The 26,591-nt window shown below is 32.9% G+C and carries 22 protein-coding genes and 1 pseudogene; 17 read left to right on the top strand and 6 right to left on the bottom strand.

Annotation, left to right across the window (positions count from 1 at the left end):
* The first annotated feature begins 37 nt into the window (after positions 1-37).
* From B5S50_RS09225 to B5S50_RS09215, 3 genes are read left to right on the top strand one after another with little or no spacing between them, the layout of a single operon-like run.
* Positions 38-1,555 carry an ABC transporter ATP-binding protein gene (locus tag B5S50_RS09225; protein ID WP_217303637.1) on the top strand — a complete coding sequence of 506 codons (1,518 nt, stop codon included), beginning with the start codon at positions 38-40 and terminating at the stop codon, positions 1,553-1,555.
* Positions 1,548-2,618 carry an ABC transporter permease gene (locus B5S50_RS09220; protein WP_122057784.1) on the top strand — a complete coding sequence of 357 codons (1,071 nt, stop codon included), beginning with the start codon at positions 1,548-1,550 and terminating at the stop codon, positions 2,616-2,618. Before B5S50_RS09225 ends, B5S50_RS09220 begins: the two co-directional genes overlap by 8 nt.
* A gap of 4 nt (positions 2,619-2,622) precedes the next feature.
* Positions 2,623-3,555: an ABC transporter permease gene (locus B5S50_RS09215; RefSeq protein ID WP_217303636.1), complete on the top strand. Its 933-nt coding sequence runs from the start codon at positions 2,623-2,625 to the stop codon at positions 3,553-3,555.
* 54 nt (positions 3,556-3,609) lie between these two features.
* Here the strand turns inward: B5S50_RS09215 and pdxT are convergent, their stop codons facing one another.
* Together pdxT and pdxS are read right to left on the bottom strand one after the other, a co-directional pair.
* Positions 3,610-4,176: a pyridoxal 5'-phosphate synthase glutaminase subunit PdxT gene (gene pdxT, locus B5S50_RS09210; RefSeq protein ID WP_063602103.1), complete on the bottom strand. Its 567-nt coding sequence runs from the start codon at positions 4,174-4,176 to the stop codon at positions 3,610-3,612.
* Between the two features lie 3 nt (positions 4,177-4,179).
* Positions 4,180-5,049, bottom strand: a complete 870-nt coding sequence (pdxS, locus tag B5S50_RS09205) for a pyridoxal 5'-phosphate synthase lyase subunit PdxS (RefSeq protein WP_122057781.1) — start codon at positions 5,047-5,049, stop codon at positions 4,180-4,182.
* A 376-nt stretch (positions 5,050-5,425) separates the two neighbouring features.
* Here pdxS and B5S50_RS09200 point away from each other — a divergent pair, with 376 nt between their 5' ends.
* From B5S50_RS09200 to B5S50_RS09170, 7 genes are all read left to right on the top strand, one after another.
* Entirely contained in the window at positions 5,426-7,282 is a 1,857-nt protein-coding gene (locus B5S50_RS09200; RefSeq protein WP_065078439.1) for an APC family permease, read from the top strand.
* 769 nt (positions 7,283-8,051) lie between these two features.
* Positions 8,052-8,135: a K(+)-transporting ATPase subunit F gene (gene kdpF / locus B5S50_RS21935; protein ID WP_081442095.1), complete on the top strand. Its 84-nt coding sequence runs from the start codon at positions 8,052-8,054 to the stop codon at positions 8,133-8,135.
* A gap of 24 nt (positions 8,136-8,159) precedes the next feature.
* Entirely contained in the window at positions 8,160-9,833 is a 1,674-nt protein-coding gene (gene kdpA / locus B5S50_RS09190; RefSeq protein WP_217303635.1) for a potassium-transporting ATPase subunit KdpA, read from the top strand.
* 24 nt (positions 9,834-9,857) lie between these two features.
* Positions 9,858-11,921 (top strand): potassium-transporting ATPase subunit KdpB, encoded by a 2,064-nt coding sequence (kdpB, locus tag B5S50_RS09185; RefSeq protein ID WP_217303634.1) that lies wholly within the window; start codon positions 9,858-9,860, stop codon positions 11,919-11,921.
* 26 nt (positions 11,922-11,947) lie between these two features.
* On the top strand, positions 11,948-12,571 hold the full coding sequence (locus B5S50_RS09180; protein WP_122057777.1) for a K(+)-transporting ATPase subunit C: 624 nt from the start codon (positions 11,948-11,950) through the stop codon (positions 12,569-12,571).
* Positions 12,572-12,606: 35 nt separating this feature from the next.
* On the top strand, positions 12,607-12,960 hold the full coding sequence (locus B5S50_RS09175; RefSeq protein ID WP_122057776.1) for a hypothetical protein: 354 nt from the start codon (positions 12,607-12,609) through the stop codon (positions 12,958-12,960).
* Between the two features lie 43 nt (positions 12,961-13,003).
* Positions 13,004-15,739: a sensor histidine kinase KdpD gene (locus B5S50_RS09170; protein ID WP_217303793.1), complete on the top strand. Its 2,736-nt coding sequence runs from the start codon at positions 13,004-13,006 to the stop codon at positions 15,737-15,739.
* Positions 15,740-15,997: 258 nt separating this feature from the next.
* Here B5S50_RS09170 and B5S50_RS09165 read toward each other — a convergent pair.
* Positions 15,998-17,342, bottom strand: a pseudogene (locus B5S50_RS09165) (transposase).
* A gap of 172 nt (positions 17,343-17,514) precedes the next feature.
* Between B5S50_RS09165 and B5S50_RS09160 the strand changes: the two are divergent.
* A complete protein-coding gene (locus B5S50_RS09160) occupies positions 17,515-18,213 on the top strand; it encodes a response regulator (protein ID WP_065078434.1) in 699 nt (232 codons plus the stop codon).
* Between the two features lie 300 nt (positions 18,214-18,513).
* Here the strand turns inward: B5S50_RS09160 and B5S50_RS09155 are convergent, their stop codons facing one another.
* Positions 18,514-18,747 (bottom strand): hypothetical protein, encoded by a 234-nt coding sequence (locus B5S50_RS09155; RefSeq protein ID WP_065078433.1) that lies wholly within the window; start codon positions 18,745-18,747, stop codon positions 18,514-18,516.
* Between the two features lie 93 nt (positions 18,748-18,840).
* Between B5S50_RS09155 and B5S50_RS09150 the strand changes: the two genes are divergently transcribed.
* Positions 18,841-19,263: a hypothetical protein gene (locus tag B5S50_RS09150; RefSeq protein WP_217303633.1), complete on the top strand. Its 423-nt coding sequence runs from the start codon at positions 18,841-18,843 to the stop codon at positions 19,261-19,263.
* Between the two features lie 99 nt (positions 19,264-19,362).
* Here the strand turns inward: B5S50_RS09150 and B5S50_RS09145 are convergent, their stop codons facing one another.
* Both B5S50_RS09145 and B5S50_RS09140 read right to left on the bottom strand, forming a co-directional pair.
* Positions 19,363-19,779: a hypothetical protein gene (locus B5S50_RS09145; RefSeq protein ID WP_065078431.1), complete on the bottom strand. Its 417-nt coding sequence runs from the start codon at positions 19,777-19,779 to the stop codon at positions 19,363-19,365.
* 101 nt (positions 19,780-19,880) lie between these two features.
* Complete coding sequence (locus B5S50_RS09140) at positions 19,881-20,402, bottom strand: ferritin family protein (RefSeq protein ID WP_065078430.1); 522 nt, start codon at positions 20,400-20,402, stop codon at positions 19,881-19,883.
* 405 nt (positions 20,403-20,807) lie between these two features.
* Here B5S50_RS09140 and B5S50_RS09135 point away from each other — a divergent pair, with 405 nt between their 5' ends.
* The 5 genes from B5S50_RS09135 to B5S50_RS09115 all read left to right on the top strand — a co-directional run bounded on the left by B5S50_RS09135 (position 20,808) and on the right by B5S50_RS09115 (position 26,576).
* Positions 20,808-21,791 (top strand): type I phosphomannose isomerase catalytic subunit, encoded by a 984-nt coding sequence (locus tag B5S50_RS09135; protein ID WP_065078429.1) that lies wholly within the window; start codon positions 20,808-20,810, stop codon positions 21,789-21,791.
* A gap of 336 nt (positions 21,792-22,127) precedes the next feature.
* Positions 22,128-23,300 (top strand): acyl-CoA dehydrogenase family protein, encoded by a 1,173-nt coding sequence (locus B5S50_RS09130; protein WP_217303632.1) that lies wholly within the window; start codon positions 22,128-22,130, stop codon positions 23,298-23,300.
* A 90-nt stretch (positions 23,301-23,390) separates the two neighbouring features.
* The gene (locus tag B5S50_RS09125) at positions 23,391-24,614 is read left to right on the top strand and encodes a CaiB/BaiF CoA-transferase family protein (protein WP_065078428.1); all 1,224 of its coding nucleotides are present in this window, start codon (positions 23,391-23,393) and stop codon (positions 24,612-24,614) included.
* Between the two features lie 18 nt (positions 24,615-24,632).
* Complete coding sequence (locus B5S50_RS09120; protein WP_065078427.1) at positions 24,633-25,775, top strand: acyl-CoA dehydrogenase family protein; 1,143 nt, start codon at positions 24,633-24,635, stop codon at positions 25,773-25,775.
* 12 nt (positions 25,776-25,787) lie between these two features.
* The gene (locus B5S50_RS09115) at positions 25,788-26,576 is read left to right on the top strand and encodes an electron transfer flavoprotein subunit beta/FixA family protein (protein ID WP_065078426.1); all 789 of its coding nucleotides are present in this window, start codon (positions 25,788-25,790) and stop codon (positions 26,574-26,576) included.
* The last annotated feature ends 15 nt before the right edge of the window (positions 26,577-26,591 follow it).

The raw sequence follows: 26,591 nt of genomic DNA, 5'->3' as shown, positions 1-26,591 counted from the left end.
GGTCGGTATGTAAACTTTAAAGGTTGGGAGTGATAATATGGAGAAACAACCTATAGTTGAAATGACTAATATTTCAAAAGAATTTTCAGGAATAGCAGTTAATGATAAAATCTCATTCTCATTAAATGCTGGAGAAATTCATGCTCTTTTAGGTGAGAATGGAGCAGGCAAAAGTACCCTTATGAATATATTAACGGGTCTATATAAACCAGATAGCGGTGAAATAAAGATAAATCGGAAAAATGTTGAATTCAACTCTCCTAGAGATGCCATAGATTGTGGCATAGGTATGGTACATCAGCATTTTAAGTTAGTAAGAGCTTTTACTGTGGCAGAAAATATAATGTTGGGACTTAGAAATTTAAAAGAAATTTACAACAAGAAGTATATTGAAGATGAAATTGAAAAAAATGCTCAAGAATATGGACTTTATGTAAATCCTAAAGCTAAGATATGGCAACTTACAGTAGGAGAACAACAAAAGGTTGAGATTGTAAAAGCACTTATGCATGGTGCAAAAATACTTATAATGGATGAACCTACAGCAGTACTTACCCCTAAGGAAGGGGAATCACTTTACAAAACACTGGGTATTTTAGCTAAAAAGGGAAAATCCATTATAGTAATATCACATAAAATGAGAGAAGTAATGGAAAATACTAATAGAATTACAGTACTGCGTGATGGAAAATCCATGGGTACTTTTAACACAAAAGATGTTAAAGAAAAAGATATGGCGAAAATGATGGTGGACGGAAATATAGTACATGTTTCCAGTAAAAAAACAGTATCAAGTGGAAAGAAAATTTTGGAATTAAAAGATGTGTGTTCAGAGGACAAAAGTGGATCTGTAAAACTAAAAAATATATCATTTAGCATACATGAAGGAGAAATATTTGGAATTGCAGGTATTGATGACAATGGACAGAAGGAACTGGCAGAAGTTATTTCAGGTTTGGCACCAATAAAAAAAGGAAATATATTTTTAAATGAAGCAAATTGTATAAATGAAAGCAGAAGAAAGTTTATAGATAAGGGAATAAGTTATGTACCAGAAGATAGGATGACGGTAGGTCTTGTAGCTGATATGAATGCTTGCGAAAACATGATACTTGAAAATTATCGAAGGATGCCGGGATATCATATTAACTGGAGAAAAGTGTATGATAACACAGTTAATATAATAGAAAAGTTTCATATCAAGATAGCTTCTTTGAATACCCCTGTGAAAACTATGTCAGGGGGAAATATGCAAAAGCTTCTTTTAGCTAGAGAAATACAGTCAGATCCAAATCTTATTGTTTTGGCATATCCTTTCAGAGGACTTGATATAGGTGCCTCAGAATACATAAAAAAACTTTTAATAGATGAAAGAAATAAAGGTAGAGCAATTCTTCTTATTTCTGAAGAACTGGAAGATTTAATACAGCTTTCAGATAGAATATGTGTTTTGCATGAAGGCTCTATTATGGGAATAGTAGATTCATCTGAGGTTACTATGGAATCTATTGGACTAATGATGTCTGGAAGTAGAAAGGAGAATTACAGTGATTGACGTGTTTAAAGGGTGGAAACTAAAAAAAACGGACTCCTGTTCTATGATGAAAAAGGTAATGGTTTCTATTATATCTGTAATTGGTGGAATTGTATTTTCAGCTATTATCATTGCTATTACTGGAAATGATCCTATAGATGTATGTTCCCAAATATTTTCTGGTGCTTTTGGTTCAACCTATGGACTTTCAGAAACTGTAGCGAAATCTATACCACTTATGCTTACTTCTCTTGGAGTATCACTGGCTTTTCGTATGCAGCTCTGGAATATAGGTGCTGAAGGTCAGTTTTTCATGGGAGCTTTTGGGGCTTCTTGGGCTGCACTATCTTTTCCAAATATGCCCGCCTATGAATTGCTGCCACTTATGATGATAGCAGGTTTTATAGCAGGTGGATTATGGTCAATGGTTGCAGCGATTCCAAAGGCATTTTTAAATATAAATGAAACTATAACTACATTACTTCTCAATTATATAGCTATATTATGGGTTCAATATCTGGTATTTGGCCCTTGGAAAGATCCAAAGGGCAAAAATTTTCCTGTAAGTGCCACCTTTTCTGAAAGTGCAACTTTAACCTCCTTTGGTAATACAGACATAAATATAGGTCTATTTATTGGAATAGGAATAGCAGTGTTGATGTTTATTGTTTTGAAATATTCTAGATGGGGGTATGAGATACGGGTAAGCGGCGGTAATAAAAGCACAGCAATCTATGCAGGTATGAATTATGTCAGAAATATTTTAATTGTTATGTTTATAAGTGGAGGAATTGCAGGAATTGCAGGAATGGTAGAGGTATCAGGAGCTATTCATAAACTTCAACAGAATATATCACCTGGATATGGATATACAGCAGTTATAATTGCACTTCTGGCAAGACTTAGTCCTTTGGGAATAGTTATAGTTTCTTTCTTTATGGGAGGTCTTTTTGTAGGTGGATATAATTTGCAAACATCAGGCTTTTCATTAAGTATGGTTTTAATGTTTCAAGGTGCCATATTACTTTTCGTACTGGGGAGCGAAATATTACTCAAGTATAAATTAGTGAGAAAGGAAGCTTGATAACATGAATAGTACTTTTATAATTTCAGTGTTTGCAGCGGGAGTTGTTGCAGGAACGCCTTTATTATATGCTTGTCTTGGAGAACTTTTGACAGAGAGAGCAGGAGTAATGAATTTAGGTGTAGAAGGAATGATGCTTGTAGGTGCTGTAACAGGATTTATAGTTAGCATTCATACTAAAAATCAATGGTTTGGGTTTATAGCAGGGATTGCTGCTGGTGCGGCTTTAGCATTTTTTCATGCTATTCTCACTATAAAGTTAAAAGCTAATCAGGTAGCCAGTGGTGTGGCACTTACTATATTTGGAACGGGACTTAGTGCCTACCTTGGAAAATCCTACATAGGAACTCTTCCAGCTGCCTCATTTAAAGCTATAGATATTCCACTCTTAAGTAAAATACCAGTGATAGGGACAATACTTTTCAAAAATGATCTTTTGGTGTATTTGAGTTTTATACTGGTTTTTGTAATCTGGTTTGTGCTTTATAAAACTAAATCTGGACTCATACTGAGAGCTGCTGGAGAAAATCCTGGTGCTGCAGATGCTGCAGGAATAAATGTTTTTTTAGTAAGATATGTATGTGTAATTTTAGGTGGTATGCTGTCTGGGGCAGGGGGTGCTTATATATCTCTTGCGTATTCTCCTTCATGGAGTGAAAATATGACAGCAGGACGGGGGTGGATTGCCATAGCCCTTGTGATATTTGCATTATGGAATCCAATTCGTGCTGTGGTAGGAGCTTATATTTTTGGAATTATAAGTTCACTGGGTCTTCATCTGCAGGCTTTTGGCTTTGTTATTCCTACATATATACTACAAATGCTTCCGTATATTTTTACTTTTGTAGTTCTAATTTTTACAACTAGAGAAACTAAAAGTAGACCTTCAGCTATGCCTAAAGCTTTGGGCATTTCATATTCAAGGGAAGAAAGATAATTATTTAAAATGGTAAAAACTTAGGATTTAAATTGAAATCCTAAGTTTTTATTTTTACCTACACATGGATAGAAAATATTTGTGGAAGTTTAAGTCTTCTGTAAGCTCGGGATGGAATGAGGTTGCTAAAATGTTCTTATATTTTGCTGCAACTACATGCTTACCTATGCTACATAAGTTTTTAACATTACTGCCTATGGCAGTAATAAAAGGGGCTCTTATAAAAACTAAAGGTATTTTAGAAGAAGATACCTGGGGAATTAAAGCTTCTGTACTAAAACTATTGATTTGACTTCCATATGCATTTCTTTTCACCTTAATATCCATAACTTTTAGATAGCCTTCATTTGAATCTTCTATAGAATTTGCAAGTAATATCATCCCTGCACAGGTTCCCCAAGTAGGCAATCCATTTAATATTTTTTTTCGCAAGGGTTCCATCATATTTGTGTCTATTAAAAGTTTCCCTATTGTGGTACTTTCTCCGCCAGGAAGTATGATACCATCAATGTCATTCAGCTGATATGAATTTTTTATTTCTACAGCAGCAGATTTAAGCATTTTAACATGGTGAATATGTTCTGCTACTCCACCTTGAAATGATAATACTCCGATTTTCATGATTTACCATCCTCGCTGTGCATATTTTTGATCTAAATTATCAATTTCAAGTCCGGGCATTGCTTCTCCTAGGTCTTCTGAAACTTCTTCAATTTTTTTAGGATCATTGTAATAAGTTGTAGCAAGTACTATAGCGGTGGCTCTTTTTTGGGGATTTTCAGATTTAAATATTCCAGAACCTACAAATACCCCCTCAGCTCCAAGCTGCATCATAAGTGCAGCATCTGCTGGAGTTGCGATGCCACCTGCTGCAAAGTTTACTACTGGTAGCTTTCCGTTTTCCCATACATATCTTATTAAATCATAAGGTGCTTCAAATTCTTTTGCAAGTGTCATAAGCTCTTCCTTTTTTGCACTTTTAACTTTTGATATACCATCTACCATAGTTCTCATATGAGTTACAGCTTCAACAACATTTCCAGTTCCAGCTTCACCTTTTGTTCTTATCATTGCGGCTCCTTCACCGATTCTTCTCAGGGCTTCACCTAAATTTCTAGCTCCGCATACAAAAGGTACTTTGAAGTCCCATTTATTTATATGGTAAGAGTTATCTGCAGGAGTTAAAACTTCACTTTCATCTATAAAATCTATATTCAACTGCTGAAGCACCTGAGCTTCAACAAAATGACCTATTCTAACTTTTGCCATAACAGGTATGGATACAGCTTCTTGTATTTCTTTTATCATTCTAGGATCAGACATTCTGGCTACCCCTCCCTCTTTTCTTATATCAGAGGGAACTCTTTCTAAAGCCATAACCGCACAGGCTCCAGCTTTTTCAGCAATAATGGCTTGCTCTTTATTTACTACGTCCATTATTACTCCACCTTTTAACATCTGGGCTAAATTTTTATTTATTTCATATTGTCCCATATTATTATCCTCCTATATTATCTAAAGATTTATTGATTAAGTTATAAAATCTCCATGAACTAGTATTAATGGAGTCTATAATAAATGAATGAAATAAAGCTTTATTATTTATATATTATATTCGTAATTGAGTATTTGCAAAATGTAACGGTACATTTTTAAATAAAATCTTTATAGAATCTTTATACAGGCAAGTACAATCTTAACTCAAAATTTATGTTTAAGGTGGTAATATAGTAAAATCAAAATTAGGAAATCAACTTTTGACAAGGGGTTTATTAATATATTTAACTTAACTTTCGCAATTTTTTATATTAAGTTAATTTCGTATGTGCGAAAGCTGAGATATCTAATTTGTATTTAGGAGGTGTTAAAAATGAATTTAAATTTAGGAAATGTATCAAATGCTCTTATAGGTAAAAGCTTAAAAACCGAGGAATTAAAAGGTGAAAAATTCAATGTATTTTGGGGACTGCCAATAATGTCAAGTGACGCCATCTCCTCTGTAGCCTATGCTGGAGAAGAAATATTATTGATACTTATGCCGGTTATGGGGCTTTTGTCCTATAGATATATGCTCTATGCTTCACTATGCATTATATTTTTATTGTTTATGCTTATATTTTCATATAGACAAACTATAGATGCCTATCCAGGTGGTGGAGGTTCTTATATTGTAGCAACAGATAATTTAGGGACAACCGCTGGTCTTGTGGCAGGAGCTTCATTAATTATTGATTATATATTGACTGTAGCAGTAAGTGCTTCAGCAGGAACTGCTGCTATAACTTCAGCAATACCATCCCTGCTTCCACACACGGTTACTATAACTCTAGTGCTTATAACGCTTTTAGTAATTGGAAATTTAAAGGGCATAAGAGAATCTTCAAAGGTATTTGGAGTTCCAACTTATATATTTATATTTTTAATATTAGTTATGCTTATATGGGGAATAATAAAAATAAATTTTATGGGGTATGTACCTAAATCCAGTTATAAGATACCTGATGTTTCTGGAACTATAACTATATTTCTATTTTTAAAGGCTTTTGCAGCAGGGTGTACGGCTTTAACAGGTGTGGAAGCTGTAAGTAATGGAGTTCCAAACTTTAGGGAACCATCACAGAAAAATGCTAAGATTGTGTTAATGCTTTTAGCTTTTATAGTACTTTTAATGTTTGGGGGAATTTCCTATTTGGCTACACTTTATCATGCTGTTCCAAATTCTAATGTAACTGTAGTTGCTCAGATTTCGTGGCAGGTATTTAATGGAGGAGTTTTATTTTATATAATTCAGGCAGCTACAGCCATTATACTTGTTATGGCATGTAATACTGCTTTTGCAGGACTTCCGCTGTTACTTGCTCTTATGGCTAAAGATGGATATGCCCCAAGACAGTTTGCAAAACGTGGTAAAAGACTTAATTATTCAAATGGTATAATAATGCTTGGTTTGCTAGCTGCTATATTAGTTATAATATTTAAAGGAGATACCCATTATTTGCTAGGACTTTATGCTGTAGGAGTGTTTATATCATTTACTTTATCTCAGTGCGGTATGTTCAAAAGGTGGACTAAAATTAAAATAAACGGATGGAAACACAAGGCATTTATAAATGGATTAGGTGGAGTGTTAACTTTTGTTACAACTATTATTATAGGAGTTACTAGGTTTACTCGTGGTGCGTGGGTAGTTTTCATACTTATACCTATAATTGTATATACCATGGAAAAGATAAAAAGACATTACTTAAAAGTTGCACAGCAGCTGAGGCTTTCAATGGATGAGCTGAGAAAATATGAGAAGGTAAGTTTTGAGGGGCAAAAGAGATACGTAATAGTACCTATAGATACCTTAAATAAATCTTTTCTGAAAGCTTTAAATTATGCTAGAACTATATCTGAGAATATAATAATATTTCACGTTTCTGTAGATGATGAGGTGACTAATAAACTTTTAAAGAAATGGAATGAATATAATATAGGTATACCTATAATAGTGAAAAAATCTCCTTATAGAAGTATTATAAAGCCTCTTGCAAAGTTTATAGATTCTGAAGAGTATGCTGCAGGACCTAAGGATACAATAACTGTTGTACTTCCACAATTTGTAGTTACTAAATGGTGGGGAAATATTTTGCACAATCAAACTGCATTATTGATTAAAACTATTCTTCTTAAAAGAAGAAATATAGCAATAGTTACAGTGCCTTATATAATAGATGAAAATTAAATATGTATAGAGATTCTAAACCCAAAATAAACTTATGCTCCGAATATTTTTACAACTACAAGTACGGTTAAATATTTTAATAAGTCTAAGGGGAAATTTAAAAAAATACTGAGGACTTTTGAAAACTCGTACCTCAAACAATTCAAAAGTCCTAAATTTTTTTAAATTTTTACCTAAGACTTATATACAAAATATTTAAATGTACTTGCTTATTGTAAAATATTTCTACGCATAAGTTTATTTTTTAGTTAGAAAACCTAGAACCATTTTACTATTACCAGAGAAAAGTATTTTAGCTTTGAAAAATATAATAGTAAAAAATGGAGAGTTAAGAAAGAAATTCACATTTTGTGGATTTCTTTTTTTTTGGAATAAACAGAGTTCTTGGTTTCAGGTGGAGTTTTTTCTTCATCCGAAACTTAGAAATCGTTATCCAGGGGCGTAGCAGCCGTTATCCTCCACTTTATAAGAAAAGCAGATGTCCCAAATCTTTGATTTGGTGACAGTCGCTTTCGTTGTGTGCGATAAAGGTATTACGGCTGGTAGCCATCGGATAAAACATTTATGCAATTTTTACATAGGTAGGGTTTATCTTAACTCTAATTTTATACATAAGGTGATAGTATTAGGGCTAAGTAAGAAACGTGGAGGAGGGATAAAAATGCTGGATATTATATTTGTAGCTTTGCTTTTAATAGGATTTTTGTCATTAAAATATTTTATAAAGTGGTGTGAAAATCAAATAAGTAAAAAACAATAAGTTGGAGGAATGTTTATGATCTTTTTAGTAATTGTGATTATTTTATTGTTTGGATATTTGTGCTATGCATTATTTAATCCAGAGAAATTTTAACTATAGGATGTGGAGGTTAATAATATGGAAATATTGCAAATTGGAATTATACTTGTTATTTTTGTTCTGCTCTGTATTCCAACAGGTAAATACATCTATAAAGTTGCAGAACATGAAAAAACATTTTTAGATCCTGTACTTGATAAAGTTGATAATTTTATTTATAAAATTTCAGGAATAACAAAGGAAGAAATGACATGGAAACAATATATTTTGGCTTTGCTTTTATGTAATGCTGTTCCAGCTGTTTTAGCATATATAATTTTGAGAATACAGTTTATACATGTTTTAAATCCTAATCATATAGGAGGCATGGAACAGGAACTTACATTTAATACTGTAATAAGTTTTTTAACAAATACTAACCTTCAAGATTACAGTGGGGAATCAGGGCTCTCTTACTTTAGTCAGATGATAGTAATTACATTTTTTATGTTTCTCGCAGCATCAACAGGGCTTTCTATAGCACTGGCATTTATGAGAGGACTTGCAGGAAAGAAAAAAACACTGGGAAATTTTTATGTAGATTATGTAAGGATTATAACAAGAATACTTCTTCCTGTGTGTATTGTAGTGTCTATATTTTATATTCAACAGGGTGTCCCACAGACATTATCAGCTAATAAAACAATCACGACTATAGAGGGAAAGCTCCAGGACATACCAATGGGGCCTGTAGCAAGTTTGGAATCAGTAAAACTATTTGGAACTAATGGAGGAGGATTTTTTGGTGCCAATTCAGCTCATCCATTTGAAAATCCAACACCACTTACAAATGCTTTTGAGATAATTTCATTCCTTCTTTTTGCAGGAGCAACTGTGGTATGTTTTGGACATATGATTAAAAAGAAAAAACAGGCTATATCTATATTTTTAGCTATGAGTGTGTTATTTGTAATTGGAATTGCAATATGTTATGTAGCTGAAAAAGCAGGTAATCCTATACTTGGAAATTTAGGACTTAATCAAATTATGGGCAATATGGAAGGCAAGGAAGTTAGATTTGGAATACCTATGTCCGCACTTTTTACTACAGCTACTACGGCTACATCCTGTGGTGCTGTTAATAACATGCATGATTCACTGACACCTATAGGTGGACTTGTGGCACTTGTAAACATGATGCTCAATGTAATATTTGGTGGAAAAGGTGTAGGGTTTATGAATATGATCATGTATGCGATACTTACTGTTTTTCTGTGTGGACTTATGGTAGGAAGAACCCCTGAATTTCTTTCAAAAAAAATTGAGGGAAAAGAAATTAAATTAATAGCACTTGCTATTATTATACATCCATTTTTGATATTAATGTTTTCAGCTTTAGCACTTGTTGTACCTCAGGGAATTGCAGGCATATCAAATCCAGGATTTCATGGACTTACACAGATATTATATCAATTTTCAAGTTCAGCTACAAACAATGGTTCTGGATTTGAGGGACTTTCAGATAACACTATGTTTTGGAATACGACGGCAGGCATAGTAATGTTTTTTGGAAGATATTTGTCTATGATAATACTGCTTGCTGTATCAGCATCTTTAGCTTCAAAGAAGGCAATACCTGTAACTGCAGGTACGTTTAAAACAGACAATGGGGTATTTACTATAACTTTAGTATTTATTGTCTTGATAATTGGTGCACTTACGTTTTTCCCAGCATTGTCTCTTGGACCTATTGCAGAACAGCTTACATTATGAATATAAAAAGGGAATGGTGTGATTATGAAAAATAAAATTAAAAAATCTAAGTTTATTACAAAGAGCATAATGAAAGACGCAATTGTAGAAGCTTTAAAAAAATTAAATCCTAGATATATGATTAAAAATCCTGTTATGTTTGTAGTTGAAATTGGATTCTTAATATCTTTGATAAGTACAATTTTCCCTAGTATATTCGGAGATAAGGGGAATAATCTGAGAATTTACGATTTTGTAGTAGCTCTAATTTTGTTTGTAACAATATTGTTTGCAAACTTTGCAGAAGCAATAGCTGAAGGAAGAGGAAAAGCTCAAGCAGAAACGCTTAAGAAAACCCGTAAGGATACTTCTGCAAAATTACTTGATTTAAATGACAATGTAAAAGTTATAAGTGCAAGTGAACTTAAAAAAGGTGATGTAGTTTTAGTACAAAATGGAGATATAATCCCAAATGATGGGGAGGTTGTTTGTGGTATAGCATCTGTAGATGAATCTGCAATAACCGGTGAATCAGCACCTGTTGTCAAAGAGTCAGGAGGGGATTTTGCTTCAGTTACAGGCGGAACCAGGGTTGTAAGTGATTGGTTAAAAGTAAAAATTACAGCAACTCCGGGAGAATCCTTCTTGGATAAAATGATAAGTTTGGTAGAAGGAGCATCAAGACAGAAAACACCTAATGAAATTGCCCTTAATACTGTGCTTGTAAGTTTAACACTTATTTTCCTTATAGTACTTGTAGCACTTTATCCCATGGCTTCTTATACAGGGGTAAAGCTTTCAATATCCACTCTTATAGCTCTTTTAGTTTGCCTCATACCAACAACAATAGGAGGACTGTTATCTGCAATTGGTATAGCTGGAATGGACAGAGTCACAAGATTTAATGTTATAGCTATGTCTGGAAAAGCAGTCGAATCCTGTGGAGATGTAGATACCATGATACTTGACAAGACTGGTACCATAACTTTTGGAAATAGGCTAGCTGCAGATTTTATTCCCGTAGAACATGTATCTAAAGAAGATCTTATAGATTATGCTGTTTTATGTTCTTTAAGGGATGATACGCCGGAGGGCAAATCTACAGTAGAACTTGGATATAAATTGGGTTCAAAAGTGGAAAAATCTAAATATGAGGATATGGAATTTGAAAAATTTACAGCACAGACTAGAATGAGTGGAGTTAATTTAAAGGATGGTACTTCCATAAGAAAAGGGGCCTATGATGCTATAAAAGATAGAGTGGAGAAATTAGAAGGGGCTATTCCAGATGGACTAGATGATATTGTAAACAAAATAGCAAGCTTGGGAGGAACACCACTTGTAGTATGTGTAGATAATAAAATTTATGGAGTTATATATCTTAAAGATACTGTAAAGCCAGGTCTTGTGGAAAGATTTCAAAGGCTTCGTGAAATTGGAATCAAAACTATAATGTGTACCGGAGATAACCCACTTACGGCAGCAACTATTGCTAAAGAGGCAGGAGTGGATAGTTTTATTGCTGAATGCAGGCCAGAGGATAAAATAGAAGCTATAAAAAAAGAACAATCAGAAGGTAAACTTGTGGCTATGACAGGAGATGGAACAAATGATGCTCCAGCATTGGCACAGGCAGATGTAGGACTTGCTATGAACAGTGGTACCACTGCAGCTAAAGAGGCTGCTAACATGGTGGATTTAGATTCAAATCCTACTAAAATACTTGAAGTAGTTGAAATAGGAAAGCAGCTTTTAATAACAAGGGGAGCACTTACAACTTTTAGTATAGCTAATGATGTAGCTAAATATTTTGCTATAATACCTGCTATGTTTACAGTAGCCATACCTAGAATGCAGGTGATGAATGTTATGAAATTGGCAACACCTTATAGTGCTATACTATCTGCGTTAATATTCAATGCCATAATAATACCTCTTTTAATACCTATTGCTATGAGAGGCGTAAAATATAGACCTATGAGATCAGAGACAATGCTTTTGAGGAATATGCTTGTTTTTGGATTTGGAGGAATTATTGCTCCATTTATAGGAATAAAAATTATAGACTTACTAATAACTCCATTAGTTAGAATTCTTAATTTAGGTTAGATATTTTGAGAAGGGAAGGTTTTAATATGAAGATGCTCCAAAAATCTATTCGATTAACTGTTGTTTTGATGATAATTTGCGGTATTATATATCCGCTTTTTATAACAGGTGTAGGTCAGGTGTTTTTCCATAAACAGGCAAATGGAAGTGTTATAACGGTAAATGGCAAAGAGGTAGGCTCTGAACTAATAGGACAGAATTTTACAGATCCAAGGTTCTTTAGAGGAAGGGTTTCGGCTGTGAACTATAACACTTATACAAAGGCAGATTTGAAACCAGATAAGAGTGGAAAAGTGGCTTACACTGGTGTATCATCTGGATCTCAAAATTTGGCACCGTCAAATAAAGCACTTCAGGATAGGGTTAAAAAAGATATGAATGACTTCTTAAAAACTCATCCAGGGGTAAAGAAAGAAGATATACCGACAGATTTCCTTACAAGTTCAGGATCTGGTCTTGATCCTGATATAAGTCCTAAAGCTGCAGAGATACAGATTCCTGCTGTATCAAAAGCAACAGGTATAAGTGAAGAAAATATTCGTAAGATAGTCCATAAATATACGGAAGATAAAACTTTTAAAATTTTAGGTGAGCCTAGAGTAAATGTACTAAAAGTTAATCTTGAAATAGCCTCGATTTTAAATAAATAAATTTTATTTTAATTGGAGAAGTAGGTGATAGTATCATGAAGAAGATGGGTGTCATAATATCATGTATAATTATTGCTGTATTTATAGTGGTTTTTGTAAAGAAAGATAATAATAAATATCCCTATATAGGTAAATATCAGTGTCCCCAGAATAATACAATTTTAATACTTGATAAAAATAATAATTATACAATAATAAATAATTTATACAGAGAAGCTGTTTATACTAAAGGCAAGTATAGCATAGAAAATAACAATATGAAATTAATGTTAAAGAAAGGCGAGACGGTTTCCTATCCAAAAGAATATATTGAAGGAAAAATTAAGGGGGATAGAATTGAATTCAATAAATTTTATGAAAAACATGTTACATTTTATCTAGAAAAATGAGAAAATAAATATGTGATATAAGTTCTATATGGAGGTGATTATTATAGATTATAATGAAAGACCTAATCCATATCGTATTTTAAACAAAGTGGAAAAAGAAGAGAGTGAAAGTGGACGGGGAAAATTAAAAATATTTTTTGGATATGCTGCGGGAGTTGGAAAAACCTATTCCATGCTTAGAGAAGCCCATGACATTAAAAATTTGGGAAAAGATATAGTGATAGGTTATATTGAATCCCATGAAAGATTAGAAACTATGGATTTGACTAAAGGGATTGAGAGTATAAATACTAAAGTTATCGACTACAGGGGGGTAATTTTAAAAGAATTTGATCTGGATGCAGCACTTTCAAGAAAGCCTGAGATAATACTTGTAGATGAACTTGCCCACACCAATGCCAAGGGAAAAAGACATAGAAAAAGGTGGCAAGATATAGAGGAGCTTCTTGAAGCTGGAATTGATGTATATACTACGCTAAATGTTCAACACATTGAAAGTTTAAATGATGTAGTTGAAAGTATAACTCATATTTCCGTAAGAGAAACTATTCCAGACAAAGTATTTGATAACGCGGATAAAGTTGAAATTATAGATATAGAACCAGATGAACTTTTAAAGCGTTTTAGCGATGGTAAAGTATATGCAAGAGATCAGGTAAAGAGTGCCTTTCATAATTTCTTTACTAAAAGCAATTTATATGCTTTAAGGGAAATTGCCCTTAGAAAAACGGCTGATAGGGTAAACTATGAAATTGAAACTGCAAGGCTTTCAAAAGGTCAGATTACTGTAGTACCTGCGTCCGATCAAATACTTGCATGTATAAGTTCATCACCTTCATCTCTTCGGGTTATACGAACAGCTGCAAGAATGGCAGAAGTTTATCATTCAAAATGGATAGTAGTATATGTAGAAACTACTAAATCTCAGAAATTAAGTAAAGAAGATAGAAAAAGACTTAATTCATATTTTAATTTAGGAGAGCAATTAGGTGGAGAAGTAGTTACAATATATGGGGATGACATAGCAGATCAAGTTATACAATATGCAAAATTTAGAAATATAACTAAGATAATAATAGGTAAGAACAACAAAAAAACAAGTAAGGTATTTCATTTTTATGCAAAAGATGTAGTAGATAAACTTATGGATTCTAATTCTTATATCGATGTTTATGTGATACCAAATTCACTATATGATAAGAAAAGTGACAAGATTACTAAGAAATTTAGTAAAGAATTTAATTTATCCTTAAAGGAAGCTATTAAAGCTGCTTTAATTTTATCAATAGTAACTTGTGCTGCTATAATTTTTGACTATGTGGGTTTTTCAGAAGCCAATGTTATTATGATTTTTATTTTAGGTGTTATAATTGTATATATGCAGACTACGGGTTACTTAATGGGTATAATATCTTCTTTAGTAGGTGTATCTATATTTAATTATTTATTTGTTCAGCCCAAGAGGTCTTTTCATTTTTATGATAAAAATTACTTGATTACATTTATAATGATACTTATTGAGGCATTTGTAATAGGAAATTTGACAAATAGGATCCAGCGGGATGCGGATGAGTCCTATACTAGGGAAAAAAGAACACAGACATTGTATAGGGTGACAAGTAAACTTTTAAGTGCAGTTGGAAATTCTGATGTAATTTCCATAGCTATAAAATATCTATCAAGACTTGTGGACAGGACTGTGGTATGTTACCTATCTATAGATAACAAGCTTTCAACTCCTTTTGTATATTATTTGGATGAATTAAAAAAAGATGATTCAATTTTGAATAAAGATGAGGCTGCTGTAGCTTACTGGAGTTTTTTGAAAGGCAAGGAAGCTGGTTCTGGTACAGATACATTTTATAGGGCAAGGGGATACTACATTCCAATAAAAGTGCAAAATAAGATATTAGGAGTTATTGGAGTTTCCTGTGAAAAAGATTTTTTAAGCCATGATCAGAAATTTATTGTAGAAACTGTAACGGGCCAAATGGCTATTGCACTTGACAGAGAAATACTTGTAGGACAGCAGGAAAAATCCAAAGTGGAAATTGAACGTGAAAGGCTTAGAAGCAATCTTTTAAGATCTATTTCTCATGATTTAAGAAGTCCCCTTGCAGGAATTAAGGGAGCAGTAAGTACTATTATAGAAAACGGTAAATTTATACCAGAAAAGACTAAGGAAGACTTGCTAAATGGGATTTATGACGATACAGAATGGCTTATAAGTCTTGTAGAGAATCTCCTTAGTATGACTAAATTTGATGAGGGAAATATGAAAATCAATAAAAATCTAGAACTGGTGGAGGAAGTAGTATCAGAGGCAGTTCAGAGAAGCTCTAAATATTTTAAAGACCATAAAATAAAGGTAGAAGTTCCAAAGAAACTTATAATGGTTCCTATGGATGGAAATTTAATTGAGCAAGTACTTATAAATTTAATTCAGAATGCTGCAAAATTTTCTAAGAAACAATCGTTTATACAAATAAAAGTTTATGAAAGTGTAGACGATGTATTTTTTGAAGTCATAGATGATGGAATAGGAATATCAGATAAAATATTGCCCCATATATTTGATAGGTTTTTTACCAATGGCAGCAGTATAGCAGATTCAAGACGTGGTGTGGGACTTGGACTTACCATTTGTAAATCCATAGTTGAAGCCCATTGTGGTACAATTGAAGCGGAAAACAAAAAAGAAGGAGGGGCTATTTTTAGGTTTAACATCCCTAAAGGGGAAAGTAATAGTAATGAGTTAGGTAATTGCGAAACTCGCTAATAAAAATGAATAAAAGATGTTTAGAAGTTGCAAAAGTATTGTTAGAAGTTTAAAGACAAATTTTTATGATTTGAAATAGCCATATTGATAAAAAAGGGCGCACGAAATAAAGCAAAGTTGGGTTTCTATTTTTTACAAATAAAATTTATGCAATTAATGGTTTTAGGCTTCTAATATATTCATTTTTATGTATTTTATTTGCTACAATAACTGTTATTAGCTGAGTTATACCGGCTAGAAGTAAGTCAGAATGAAGCGTTAGCTCATTTTGTGTCTTACGATCCGCAACGCAATAACTGCCTTTGAAATGGTTGATGTTTTTCTCGACAGCAGTCCTGATTTTATAAGTGTTTTCCCATTGGAGAGTTCCACGAGTAGTTCCAGGATATGCACGAAGATTCTTTTCAGGATAAATGTAAAACATTCTGCCGCAAGAAGATTTTGTACATGGATTTTCACATAGAGTTACACGTTTGCTCTTTTTAGTTTTTTTATTGTATACCCATTTCATTTTGGGACATACGAATTTCATTGATGGAATTCCAGAACGTAAGTGTGTTTTACTGCCTTCTCGTTTCATTGGAAGCGAATGGTCATAAGGACAGCATGGAATACCATTTTCATTTAAAGGGCAGTCGAATTCTTTTGATGCAAGTTTAGTTTTTAATGGAATGAATGCCTTTTCAAATTTCAAATCATGCAAAAGGTATCGATAAATCAGAATGCTGTCAAAAGCAGCATCACCTAAAAAGATTTTTGGATTTATCAAAGGATGTTTTGCAAAGAAATCCATAAGAACAGGTATAAGAGCTTTAGAATCAGCAAGAGATTTATCTTCATCCGGTGAATCAGATTTTTTCTCAATAACAATATCAGGATGTGCTTTTAGAAAATCCTGATTGTAAAATGAAATATCTCTTACAATACCAAGTCCGTTGGTTACAATGCCAAATTTAAAAGCATAGCAAAAATGACCGTTAATGTACATTTGTTGAATGGCCGGATTAGCTGAAGCGTGTGGAGGCATAGAACCATAGGCAGCTTTATAAGGATCATAAGAATCATCTAAAGCATGTACTTTCTTAAAAGTCTTAAGCTGTTTTATGATGCGGTTAGCATACTTAGGGTTGTTTTCAGTAACAAAAGCTTCGATACCAGAAGTATCAAAAATAGTCATAGAAGCAAGTTTGGGGTCAATTTGCTGGCATATTGGTTCAGTAATATCAACGAGATTATCAAATATCAATTGTAAGTCCAGAATAAAATCCTGTTTAAAACGTGTGAATTTAGAAGCATCAGGGACTTTAAGGAAACCGCAGAAATCCCTTAACTCTTGAGAATATTTAAGAAAAATAATCAAAAGGGAATCCGTAGGAATAGAAAAAATGTGCTGCAAAATCAAAGCACGGAGCATGGCGTAAAGACTGTATTTACGGGGCCTTCCAGTAGAAGCATAAAAATGATTTATGAAGGAAGCAGGGATTAAATCATCAAGGTTAATAGTATTTTCAAGTAAAGAAAGAAACTGAGGCTTGTTATTTTCAAATTTTTCTTTGCAATCAGAAAAAATATCTGCCAAAGAAAGCTGTTTATATGGTATCATAAATATATAACTCCTTTCTGAGGTATATGGTGATTTTGTTTCTTTGCAATTCAATTTTACCATAAATCAGTGAGGAGTTATTTTGTTTTGTAACAAAAAATACACCGCATTTATACGGGTTGTAGCGTTTCGCAAACGCCTAAGTAATGAGTTAATGTAAGGAGGAAGAGTGATGGATAGTAAGCCTTATATTCTTGTAATTGAAGATGACAGACCAATAAGAAATTTTATTACAGCAGCTTTATCTTCCCAGGGATATAAATATATTGAAACAGATAAGGGAAATGAGGGTATTTCTCTTGTAATGTCACACAATCCTGATCTTATAATATTAGATTTGGGTCTTCCAGATATTGATGGAATTGAAGTTATAGAAAAAGTAAGAGGATGGTCTAACATTCCGATTATAGTTGTATCTGCAAGAGGAAATGAAAGACAGAAAGTTGAAGCACTTGATAAGGGGGCAGATGATTATTTAACTAAACCTTTTAGTATAAGTGAATTGCTTGCTAGAATTCGTGTGTCTTTAAGGCATCTTATTGTAAACAAGGATCAACATGAGATATTGAATAATTTTAAGGTAAAAAAGCTATTTATAGATTTCGATAAAAGACGTGTAACTGTAGAAGGTAAAGAGATACATTTAACTCCTATAGAGTATAAGATAATGGCACTTTTATGTAAGTATTCAGGAAAAGTGCTTACTCATAATTTTATTATTCGTGAAATATGGGGTTCATCCTTGGGAAGTGAGACTAAATCATTAAGGGTGTTCATGGCAAATTTGAGACGAAAGATAGAAAAAGATCCTGCACAGCCTGAGTATATATATACAGAGGTTGGAGTAGGCTATAGATTAGCAGATGAGTAGTATAAGAGTATGCTAAAATTGAATTTGATTGCTAAAATTAATAAATTAAATTTTGCATATTAAAAACTTTGTGAGTTAAGAATTAATAATGAAGAATTAATAATGAAGAATTAATAGTGAAGGATGATTTTTAGCTTTCGCAAAAAATCTTTAAATTTATATAAGTCAGTGCTTAGTAATGTTTTGCTTTAGCAAAACGAGTGGTAAAAAGCTTAATCAAAGATTTTTTGTAGTGTAACGGAAAAAAATCCACATTAACTATTAATTAAAAAAGCTGAGTTAAATTATGTCTTGATATATCTATTTTAGGTCATTAAGCTGCTTTTTTAAGTCATGAATTTGATCTTTTTTACTCTGAATTGACTCGAGGTACTGCATCTGAGCTGCGATAGAAAGTACAGTAGCTCCAGTTGATGCAATTACGTTTCCAAGAACATTTATTTCATCTGCACTTTTATCCTTAGTTATAACAATGGCTATAAAAGTACTAAGTACTGCAAGCTGTGTAGGGGACATTGTGTTTAAACAAGACATTTTATTCACACCTCTAATATATATTATATGAAATTAACATAAATGACACACTAAGTTATTTAGGCATTTGAAAGAAAATGGGAGGGTAAGATTATGAAGGAACTTGGAAAATTCTTGGGATGGGTTGGATTTTGGGTGTATTTTATATTACTCCTTAATTTCTTTATAAAGTATATAAATAGGAAATATATAAAGAAGTTACCAAAGGATAAAAAACAGTATGCGCATATATATAAAGCTTTTATGAAATGCATTATAAAATATCACAAGTTGGTTGGAATTATAGGAGTTATAGCTGTAGTGTGCCATGGTTATATTATGTATAAATATAAGGGCATTTCCATACCGGGGCTTGCTGCAGCTGTAGTTATGGTTGCGACAGCATGTTTAGGAGTATATGGACTTAAAAGTAGGAATATGAAGGGAAAATGGCTTGTAGATCATAGGATATTAGCGTTTTTTCTCATATTCCTAATACTATTTCACATAATGTTTAAAAAATTTCTTATGATATAGAATTTCTAAACTTAAAAATAAACTTATACGTAGAAATATCCTGAGTATAAGCTTATTTTTTAATTGGTAACTATGTCAGTTATATTTTTAGGATCAATGTTAACGGCACATAAAACTTCTTATTTGACGTAAATCCATTCCAAAATAAACCCATCTATTTCTATGCCATCTATAACCTGAAATAGATCTTCTTCCTACATGAGTTAACCATGCCCAGAATCCATTGCCTCTATTTGGCCAAATATAAACGAATTTAAATAAGCATCGTCTTATAGAACCTGGATCTACAAATTTTGTACTTGAACCAGGTGCTAAGTTTTGAGGTGCTTGAGGAACATTGGCTGGAGGAGGCCCTGGTGGAAAGTTATCTCGCTGTCTGCTCATACACATAGGGGTATGGTTTGAGGAAAATTGTAGGTAAGGACATACAAAATCATCATCAAGATAATCTAGTTCTTCTGGCTCATCATCTTCTCTAGCGTCATCATCAAATCTGAAGTAATCATAATCGTACATGTACACAACTCCTATTTTTTACTCTTAATTAAATAGTATGTTATTGTGAGTTATATAGTTACAAATCAATGAAAAAACTTTACATATACATAGTAGTTAAGCTAGAATTGTTCCTTAGAACAGTTTGATGTATATATAAAGTTATATAGACTAGCATGTCTTAATTCATCTGTTATTATTTCAATAAGCATGTTTATGTGTTTTCTGTTATTAAGTGCAAACAATATTTTTCTATATTTTACAACTGCATTTAGTTCTCCATTTAAGGCACGTTTAATGCCACTGCAAAAAGAATCAGGAGTATTAAACTCTACATTTTCAGGAGAAGGAATCATATTTCCCGTTAGTTCATAGTAAATAAATCTAAACATTTTGTTATGCTTTTTTTCATTATCCCTGATACCAGATATAATTTTTTTAGATTCATTTTCGGGAGCATTTTTTATTAAATAGTTGTAAAAAAGTTCATCTTCTCTTTCTCCAGAGATAGCTTCTTTTATTAACTTTAGTGCAGAATTGAAGTTGTCTGGATAAGTGTATTCATCTAAATTCAAGTCTACTTGAGAAATATTGTTAGAGAAGTTCATACCACAGCGAGTAAAGGGACACATATAATGTTTCATTTTCAACTCTCCAAAATATAAATTATAGTAGTATTTTATGATAAAAGTTATAAAAAGTGAATTAGGATAAACAGAGTTCTTGGCATCAGATGGAGTTTTGACTCCACCTGATGCTTATTAACAGGCTTCTTAGTGCTTCAGCACTTAGAAGGCGTTATCCTTTAGGGAAAATCGTTATCCAGGGACGTAGCTGCTCGCAACGTACACTTGGAGAAGCGGGAGTATTAGAGCAGATAGTCATCGGATAAATAAGTTACTTTAATGCAATATACTGATATATTGAACTATGATATTGTAAAAAAGTAATTTGCTACTTAAATATTAATCTTTTTATATTTATGTAAATTTTATCTAAGATTGACTTATAATATAAGTATAAGTTTGGAATATAAGGAGATGTTTGGTGTGTATCCAATAAAATTTAAAAACTTATACTATGATAAAATTTGGGGAGGCAGAGATTTAGAACTTTTTAGGAGTAACCTTCCAGAAGGCAAGATAGGAGAAAGCTGGGATATAGCCTGCCATAAAAATGGTATGGGTATAGTAGAGAATGGAAAATTTAAAGGAATTAGATTTGATGATCTTATTAAGATTCAAGGAGATAAGCTATTGGGAACAAAAATTAAAGGTAATAGATTTCCTCTTCTTGTAAAGCTAATAAATGCCAGGAAAAAACTTTCAATACAAGTTCATCCAGACGATATCTATGCGAAAAAAGTAGAAAATGATTCAGGAAAGACAGAGGTATGGTATGTTATTGAAGCATTTGAGGGGGCAAGTTTGATAGTTGGGACTAAAGATGGATGCAGCATAGACGAATTTAAAAAGGCTATAAACAATGAAAACTTGGAAAAGTATATGAACAGAATTCCTGTTAAAAAAGGTGATGTGTATTTTATAAAAAGCGGTCTTGTACATGCCATATGTGAAGGAGTTATATTGGCAGAAATTCAACAAAATAGTGATATAACTTACAGAGTATATGATTATGGAAGGGGAAGGGAGTTACATATTAATAAAGCCTTAGACGTAGTAAATCTAAAATTAAAGGGAAATAAGAGTAGAGGTATTAGTATAAAAAAGGATGGCTATAAAAAAACCTATCTTTGTTTATCAAGAGAAATTTCTCTGGAGTTATATGATATTCAAATTGAAGCAGTAGAAAAAAGTGATAGAGAAAGGTTTTATATATTTACCTGTGTTGATGGTAAGGGCAAGATAGTTTACAACGGCGGTTTTGAAAATATATTTAAAGGAGACAGCGTGCTTGTTCCAGCTTCTCTTGGAGAATATAGCTTGAAAGGTAACATGAAATTGCTTAAAAGCTATGTTCCAGATTGTAATAAAGTAGAAAATAGTATATTAGATGAAATAAGAAAATTTTAAAAATTTTCATTAAGCTATTGTTAATAAAAATCTTTTTATTAACAATAGCTTTCTACTTTTTTATACATAAAAATTGAAAACATCTTATTTTCAAAAAATTTTAAATTTCTAGGCAAATATTTTGGTAAAGCATTTCATTCAAATTCTTATTATTGTACCTCAACCCTTTGTATAAGACAATTTCCTTAAATTTTATCCGTGGAATTGCTGTATTATGTATAGGCAATAACTATAAAAGATAACAATAACATTGGTGGTAACTATTGGTAATATATTTTAGATATAAGTATAATAAAAGCATAAAGATTGTTATAAAATACACAAGGGGGAAATAAAATGTCAAAATTAAATGAAAAAGAATTTCAGGATTATCTGAAACAAATTAGAGCTTTAGCTGAAGGACCTTTTGAAGAGATACAAAAAGAAGTTGAGGTTACTAATAAATTTCCTCAAAAGTTTTTTGATCTATCAATTGAAAACAATTTATACAGATGTGCATTGCCAGAACAATATGGTGGATGGGGATTAAGTGAGACACAAATTTTACAGGTACAAGAAGAGTTCAGTAAAGGACCAGGTGGAATGCGTATGCATCTTCATTATGCAATGGATTTAAACTGGAGAATTCTTGATGACTTTGGAAGTAAAGAATTAAAAGATGAATATATGGACAAATTTCAAGATAAAACAATCTTCACATGCTTTGCATTAACTGAAGAAACAGGTGGTACAGGAGCAGATTTACATACAAGAGCTGTAAAAGATGGTGACTACTACATCATGAATGGCGAAAAAACATTAATTTCACATACTGACTGTTGTGAGTTTGCATATGTAATCGCTGTAACTGACCCAGATGCTCCAAAGGATAAGAGATTATCTGCATTCTTCGTACCAGTTAATACACCTGGTTATGAAATCGTTCCAATGCCTCATATGATGGGATGCCGTGGAGCTGGACATGCAGGATTAAAATTCACTAACATGAAACTTGACAAGAAATACTTACTTGGTAAAGAAGGCGAAGGTCTTAAGATTGCAATGCATTCTTTATCCGTATCTAGAGCTCATATTGCAGTAAGTAATCTTGGTATGTCTCAGAGAATGTTAGAGATGACAATTAAGAGAGCAAAAGACAGAGTAACATTTGGAAAACCACTTGTTAAGAGACAAGCAATTCAACAGACAATTGCTGATATGGGAACTGAAATACATGCACTTAGATTAATGGTTTACGATTTTGCAAAAGATTATGAAGCTGGTAAGGAAATTGAGATGAAAGCAGCTATGTGTAAACTTCACAGTATCAATACTGTTAAGTTAGTATCTGATTATATGTTAGAGATATTTGGAGGAATTGGATACTTTGAAGAATGCGAATATGGTCCAGTTGAAAGATTATACCGTGATTGTCGTGCAATGTGGTTAGAGGAAGGACCTAGAACTGTTCAAAGATTAACAGCTTCAAGAAAACTTATTGCTAATGGAGGCAATACTGAAGAAGAGTAATTTTTTACTTGAAATAGTTATTATTTTATATTATAGCCTTTTGAAGTTTTCAAAAGGCTATAAATAAAATATAAGAACAGGAGGATAAAAATGGAACCTTTAAAAGGGATTAAGGTAGTAGATTTAACCACATATTTAGCAGCTCCTACTACTGCTAGAGTTATGGGAGAGTGGGGCGCTGATTTAATTAAAATTGAAGCCCCTAAAGGAGATCCCGCAAGAGAGCAGGGTTCAGTATTTAATATGCCTTTCAGTGATGAAGAAAACTTGCCTTTTGATGTTGCAAACATGGATAAGAGATTTATCACTATAAATTTAAAAACAGAACGTGGACGAGAAGTTGCTTATAAATTGTTAGAAAAGGCAGATGTATTTATTACAAATACAAGGACAAAATCACTTGTAAAACTAGGTATGGATTATGATACTTTGAAAGAAAAATTCCCAAAACTTATTTTTGCACAGGTTTTAGGTTACGGAGAAAAAGGACCTGCAAAAGATAGGCCGGGTTTTGATGCTACTTGCTATATGGCAAGAGGAGGCGTCTTAGGCACAACAGTAGATAAAGGTGGTTCTCCAATGAATCCACCTAATGGTTATGGAGATTTTCAGGTTTCAATATGTCTTTTATCTGGTATATGCGGAGCTTTGTTTAATAGAGAAAGGACAGGAAAAGGAGATAAGATAACTGTAAGTCTTCAGCATGCTGCATCATTTATGTTAAGTGTTGCCATGATTTCAGCACAATATGGAAATAAATATCCAAAGAGCCGAAAAGAAGTTCCAAATCCATTTAATAATTGTTATCGTACTAAGGATAATAAGTGGGTTGTAATGTGCTGTCCTGAATATGACAGAGATTATGATAAGATTATGACTTTATTGGGTATTAAAAATATAGTAGGAAATACCAAATACAATAACTGCGCAAAGATAAATGCTGAAAAATTAAATCATGAAGTAGTAGATATGCTTGATGAAGCTATTTCTAAGATTAATAGGGATGACTTGCTGAAAATGCTTGCTGACAATGAGTTGCCGTGTGAAGCAGCAAATGAGCCTTTGGATGTTTATAAAGATGAGCAGGTTTGGGCAAACAATATCTTAACTAAGGTAGATTACCCTTCAGGAAAAAGAATGGTTCCTACTAATCCAATTTCATTTGGTTCTATGTCAGAACCTATAATAAAAACTTGTAAACCTCAAGGTGCACATACAGAGCAAATCATGAAAGAATTGGGTTACAGCAGCAGTGAGGTTAAAGAATACATAAACGAAGGAGCTGTAGCTGGATTGAAACTGCTTAAAAAATAATGAGGAGGGTTAAAATTAATGAGCTTATTATATACAAAGGAACAAAAGGAATTAATTGCTCTTGTAAAAGAAATGGCAGAAAATGAAATCAAACCACATGTTCAGGAGCTGGATGAAAAGGGCGAATGTCCAAGAGAATTGTTTAAGTATGCCTTTGATATGGGACTTCATATGCTTGAAATTCCAGAAGAATATGGTGGAACTGGACTTAGCTACGAAACTACAGCCATGATTTTTGAAGAGCTTGCAAAGGTAGATGCAGGATATGCAATTACACTTGTTACTACATTTGTTGCTTTAAGAAATGTTATTCTTTCTGGTACCAAAGAGCAGGGTAAATATTTTGCAGATATAATTGGAAAAGGAAATTTTGCGGGTTTCGCTCTTACAGAGCCAAATGCAGGTTCTGATCCTGCAGGAATGAGAGGAACAGCTGTAAAAGATGGTGATGAATATATATTGAACGCAACAAAAACGTTTATCACTAATGGTGCACTGGCTTCTGTGTTTGTAGGAATCTTTAAAACAAATCCTGAAGCAGGCAATAAAGGTATTTCAGCTTTTATAATAGATGGAAATACACCAGGAATTACTATTGGAAAACATGAAGACAAAATGGGTCTTCGTTTATCAAATACTACAGATGTTACTTTTGAAAATGTAAGAGTTCCAGCTTCTAATATGCTTGGAGAGGAAGGATCAGGATTTAAACTTGCATTAAATTCTCTTAACTTATCTAGAGCTTTTGTTGCTACATTAGCAGTAGGTATTATGCAGAGGGCTTTGGATGAATCTGTAAAGTATGCAAAAGAAAGAAAGCAGTTTGGCAAGCCTATAATTAAATTCCAAATGGTACAACAGATGCTTGCAGATATGGCAATAAAAGTAGAAGCTTCCAGAGCACTTGTAAATAATACTATGAAGTTAATGGATAATGGAAATCTTGTTCGTAAAGAAGGTGCCATTACTAAAGCATTCGTATCTGATTGTGCACAGGAAGTTACGTCAAATGCAGTTCAAATTTTCGGTGGATATGGATACAGCAAGGAATATCCAGTTGAGAAGCTTATGAGAGACTGCAAAGTGTTCCAGATTTTTGAAGGAGCTAATCAGATTCAAAGAATGACAATAGCCGGTGCATTAGAAAAGGAATATAAGTAGGGGGGAAGAGAAATGAACATCGTTGTTTGTATAAAACAGGTTCCTGATACAACAGAAATTAAAATTGATCCAGTTAAAAATACATTGATTCGAAAAGGCGTTCCAAGCATTCTAAATCCATTTGATAAAAATGCACTAGAACAGGCACTTCGTTTAAAAGATCAATATGGAGGTACTGTAACTGCACTTTCCATGGGACCTGATAACGCAAAAGAAGTTTTAAGAGAAGCTCTTTCCATGGGCGCAGATAAAGCGTACTTAGTAACAGATAGAGCTTTTGGAGGATCTGATACCTATGCAACTAGCTATATTTTATCAAAGGCAATTGAAAAAGTAGGGCCATTTGATTTTGTACTTGTAGGTAAACAGGCAATTGATGGAGATACAGGACAGACAGGTTCAAGTATTGCAGAGCATTTGAAAATTTCCAGATTAAGCTATGTGCTTGATATTAAAATGGAAGGCCAAAAGTGTGTAGTAAAGCGTCAGGTAGAAGAAGGTGCTGAAATAGTTGAAACAAAACTTCCTGTTTTATGTACTTTGACAAAAGAAAGCAATAAACCAAGATATGCAACTATTAAGGGAAAAATTGATTCTTTAAAGGCAGAAATAGGAGAAATTCATTTAGATGATATTAAGGATATAGATACTACCAAAATAGGTCTTAAAGGTTCACCAACAAGAGTAAAAGCAACTTTTACACCAAAACGTCAGGCAAGTGGTGAGGTAATGAAAGTTGTAAATCCTGAAAAAACAGCAAAAGAGTTAGTTGGCAAGCTATTAGAAGCAAAATTAGTTTAAGGGGAGGCTTTGGTT

The sequence above is a fragment of the Clostridium sp. 001 genome (assembly GCF_019056555.1).
Classification (GTDB): Bacteria; Bacillota; Clostridia; order Clostridiales; family Clostridiaceae; genus Clostridium_B; species Clostridium_B ragsdalei.
This window is presented reverse-complemented; position numbering and strand designations above follow the sequence as displayed.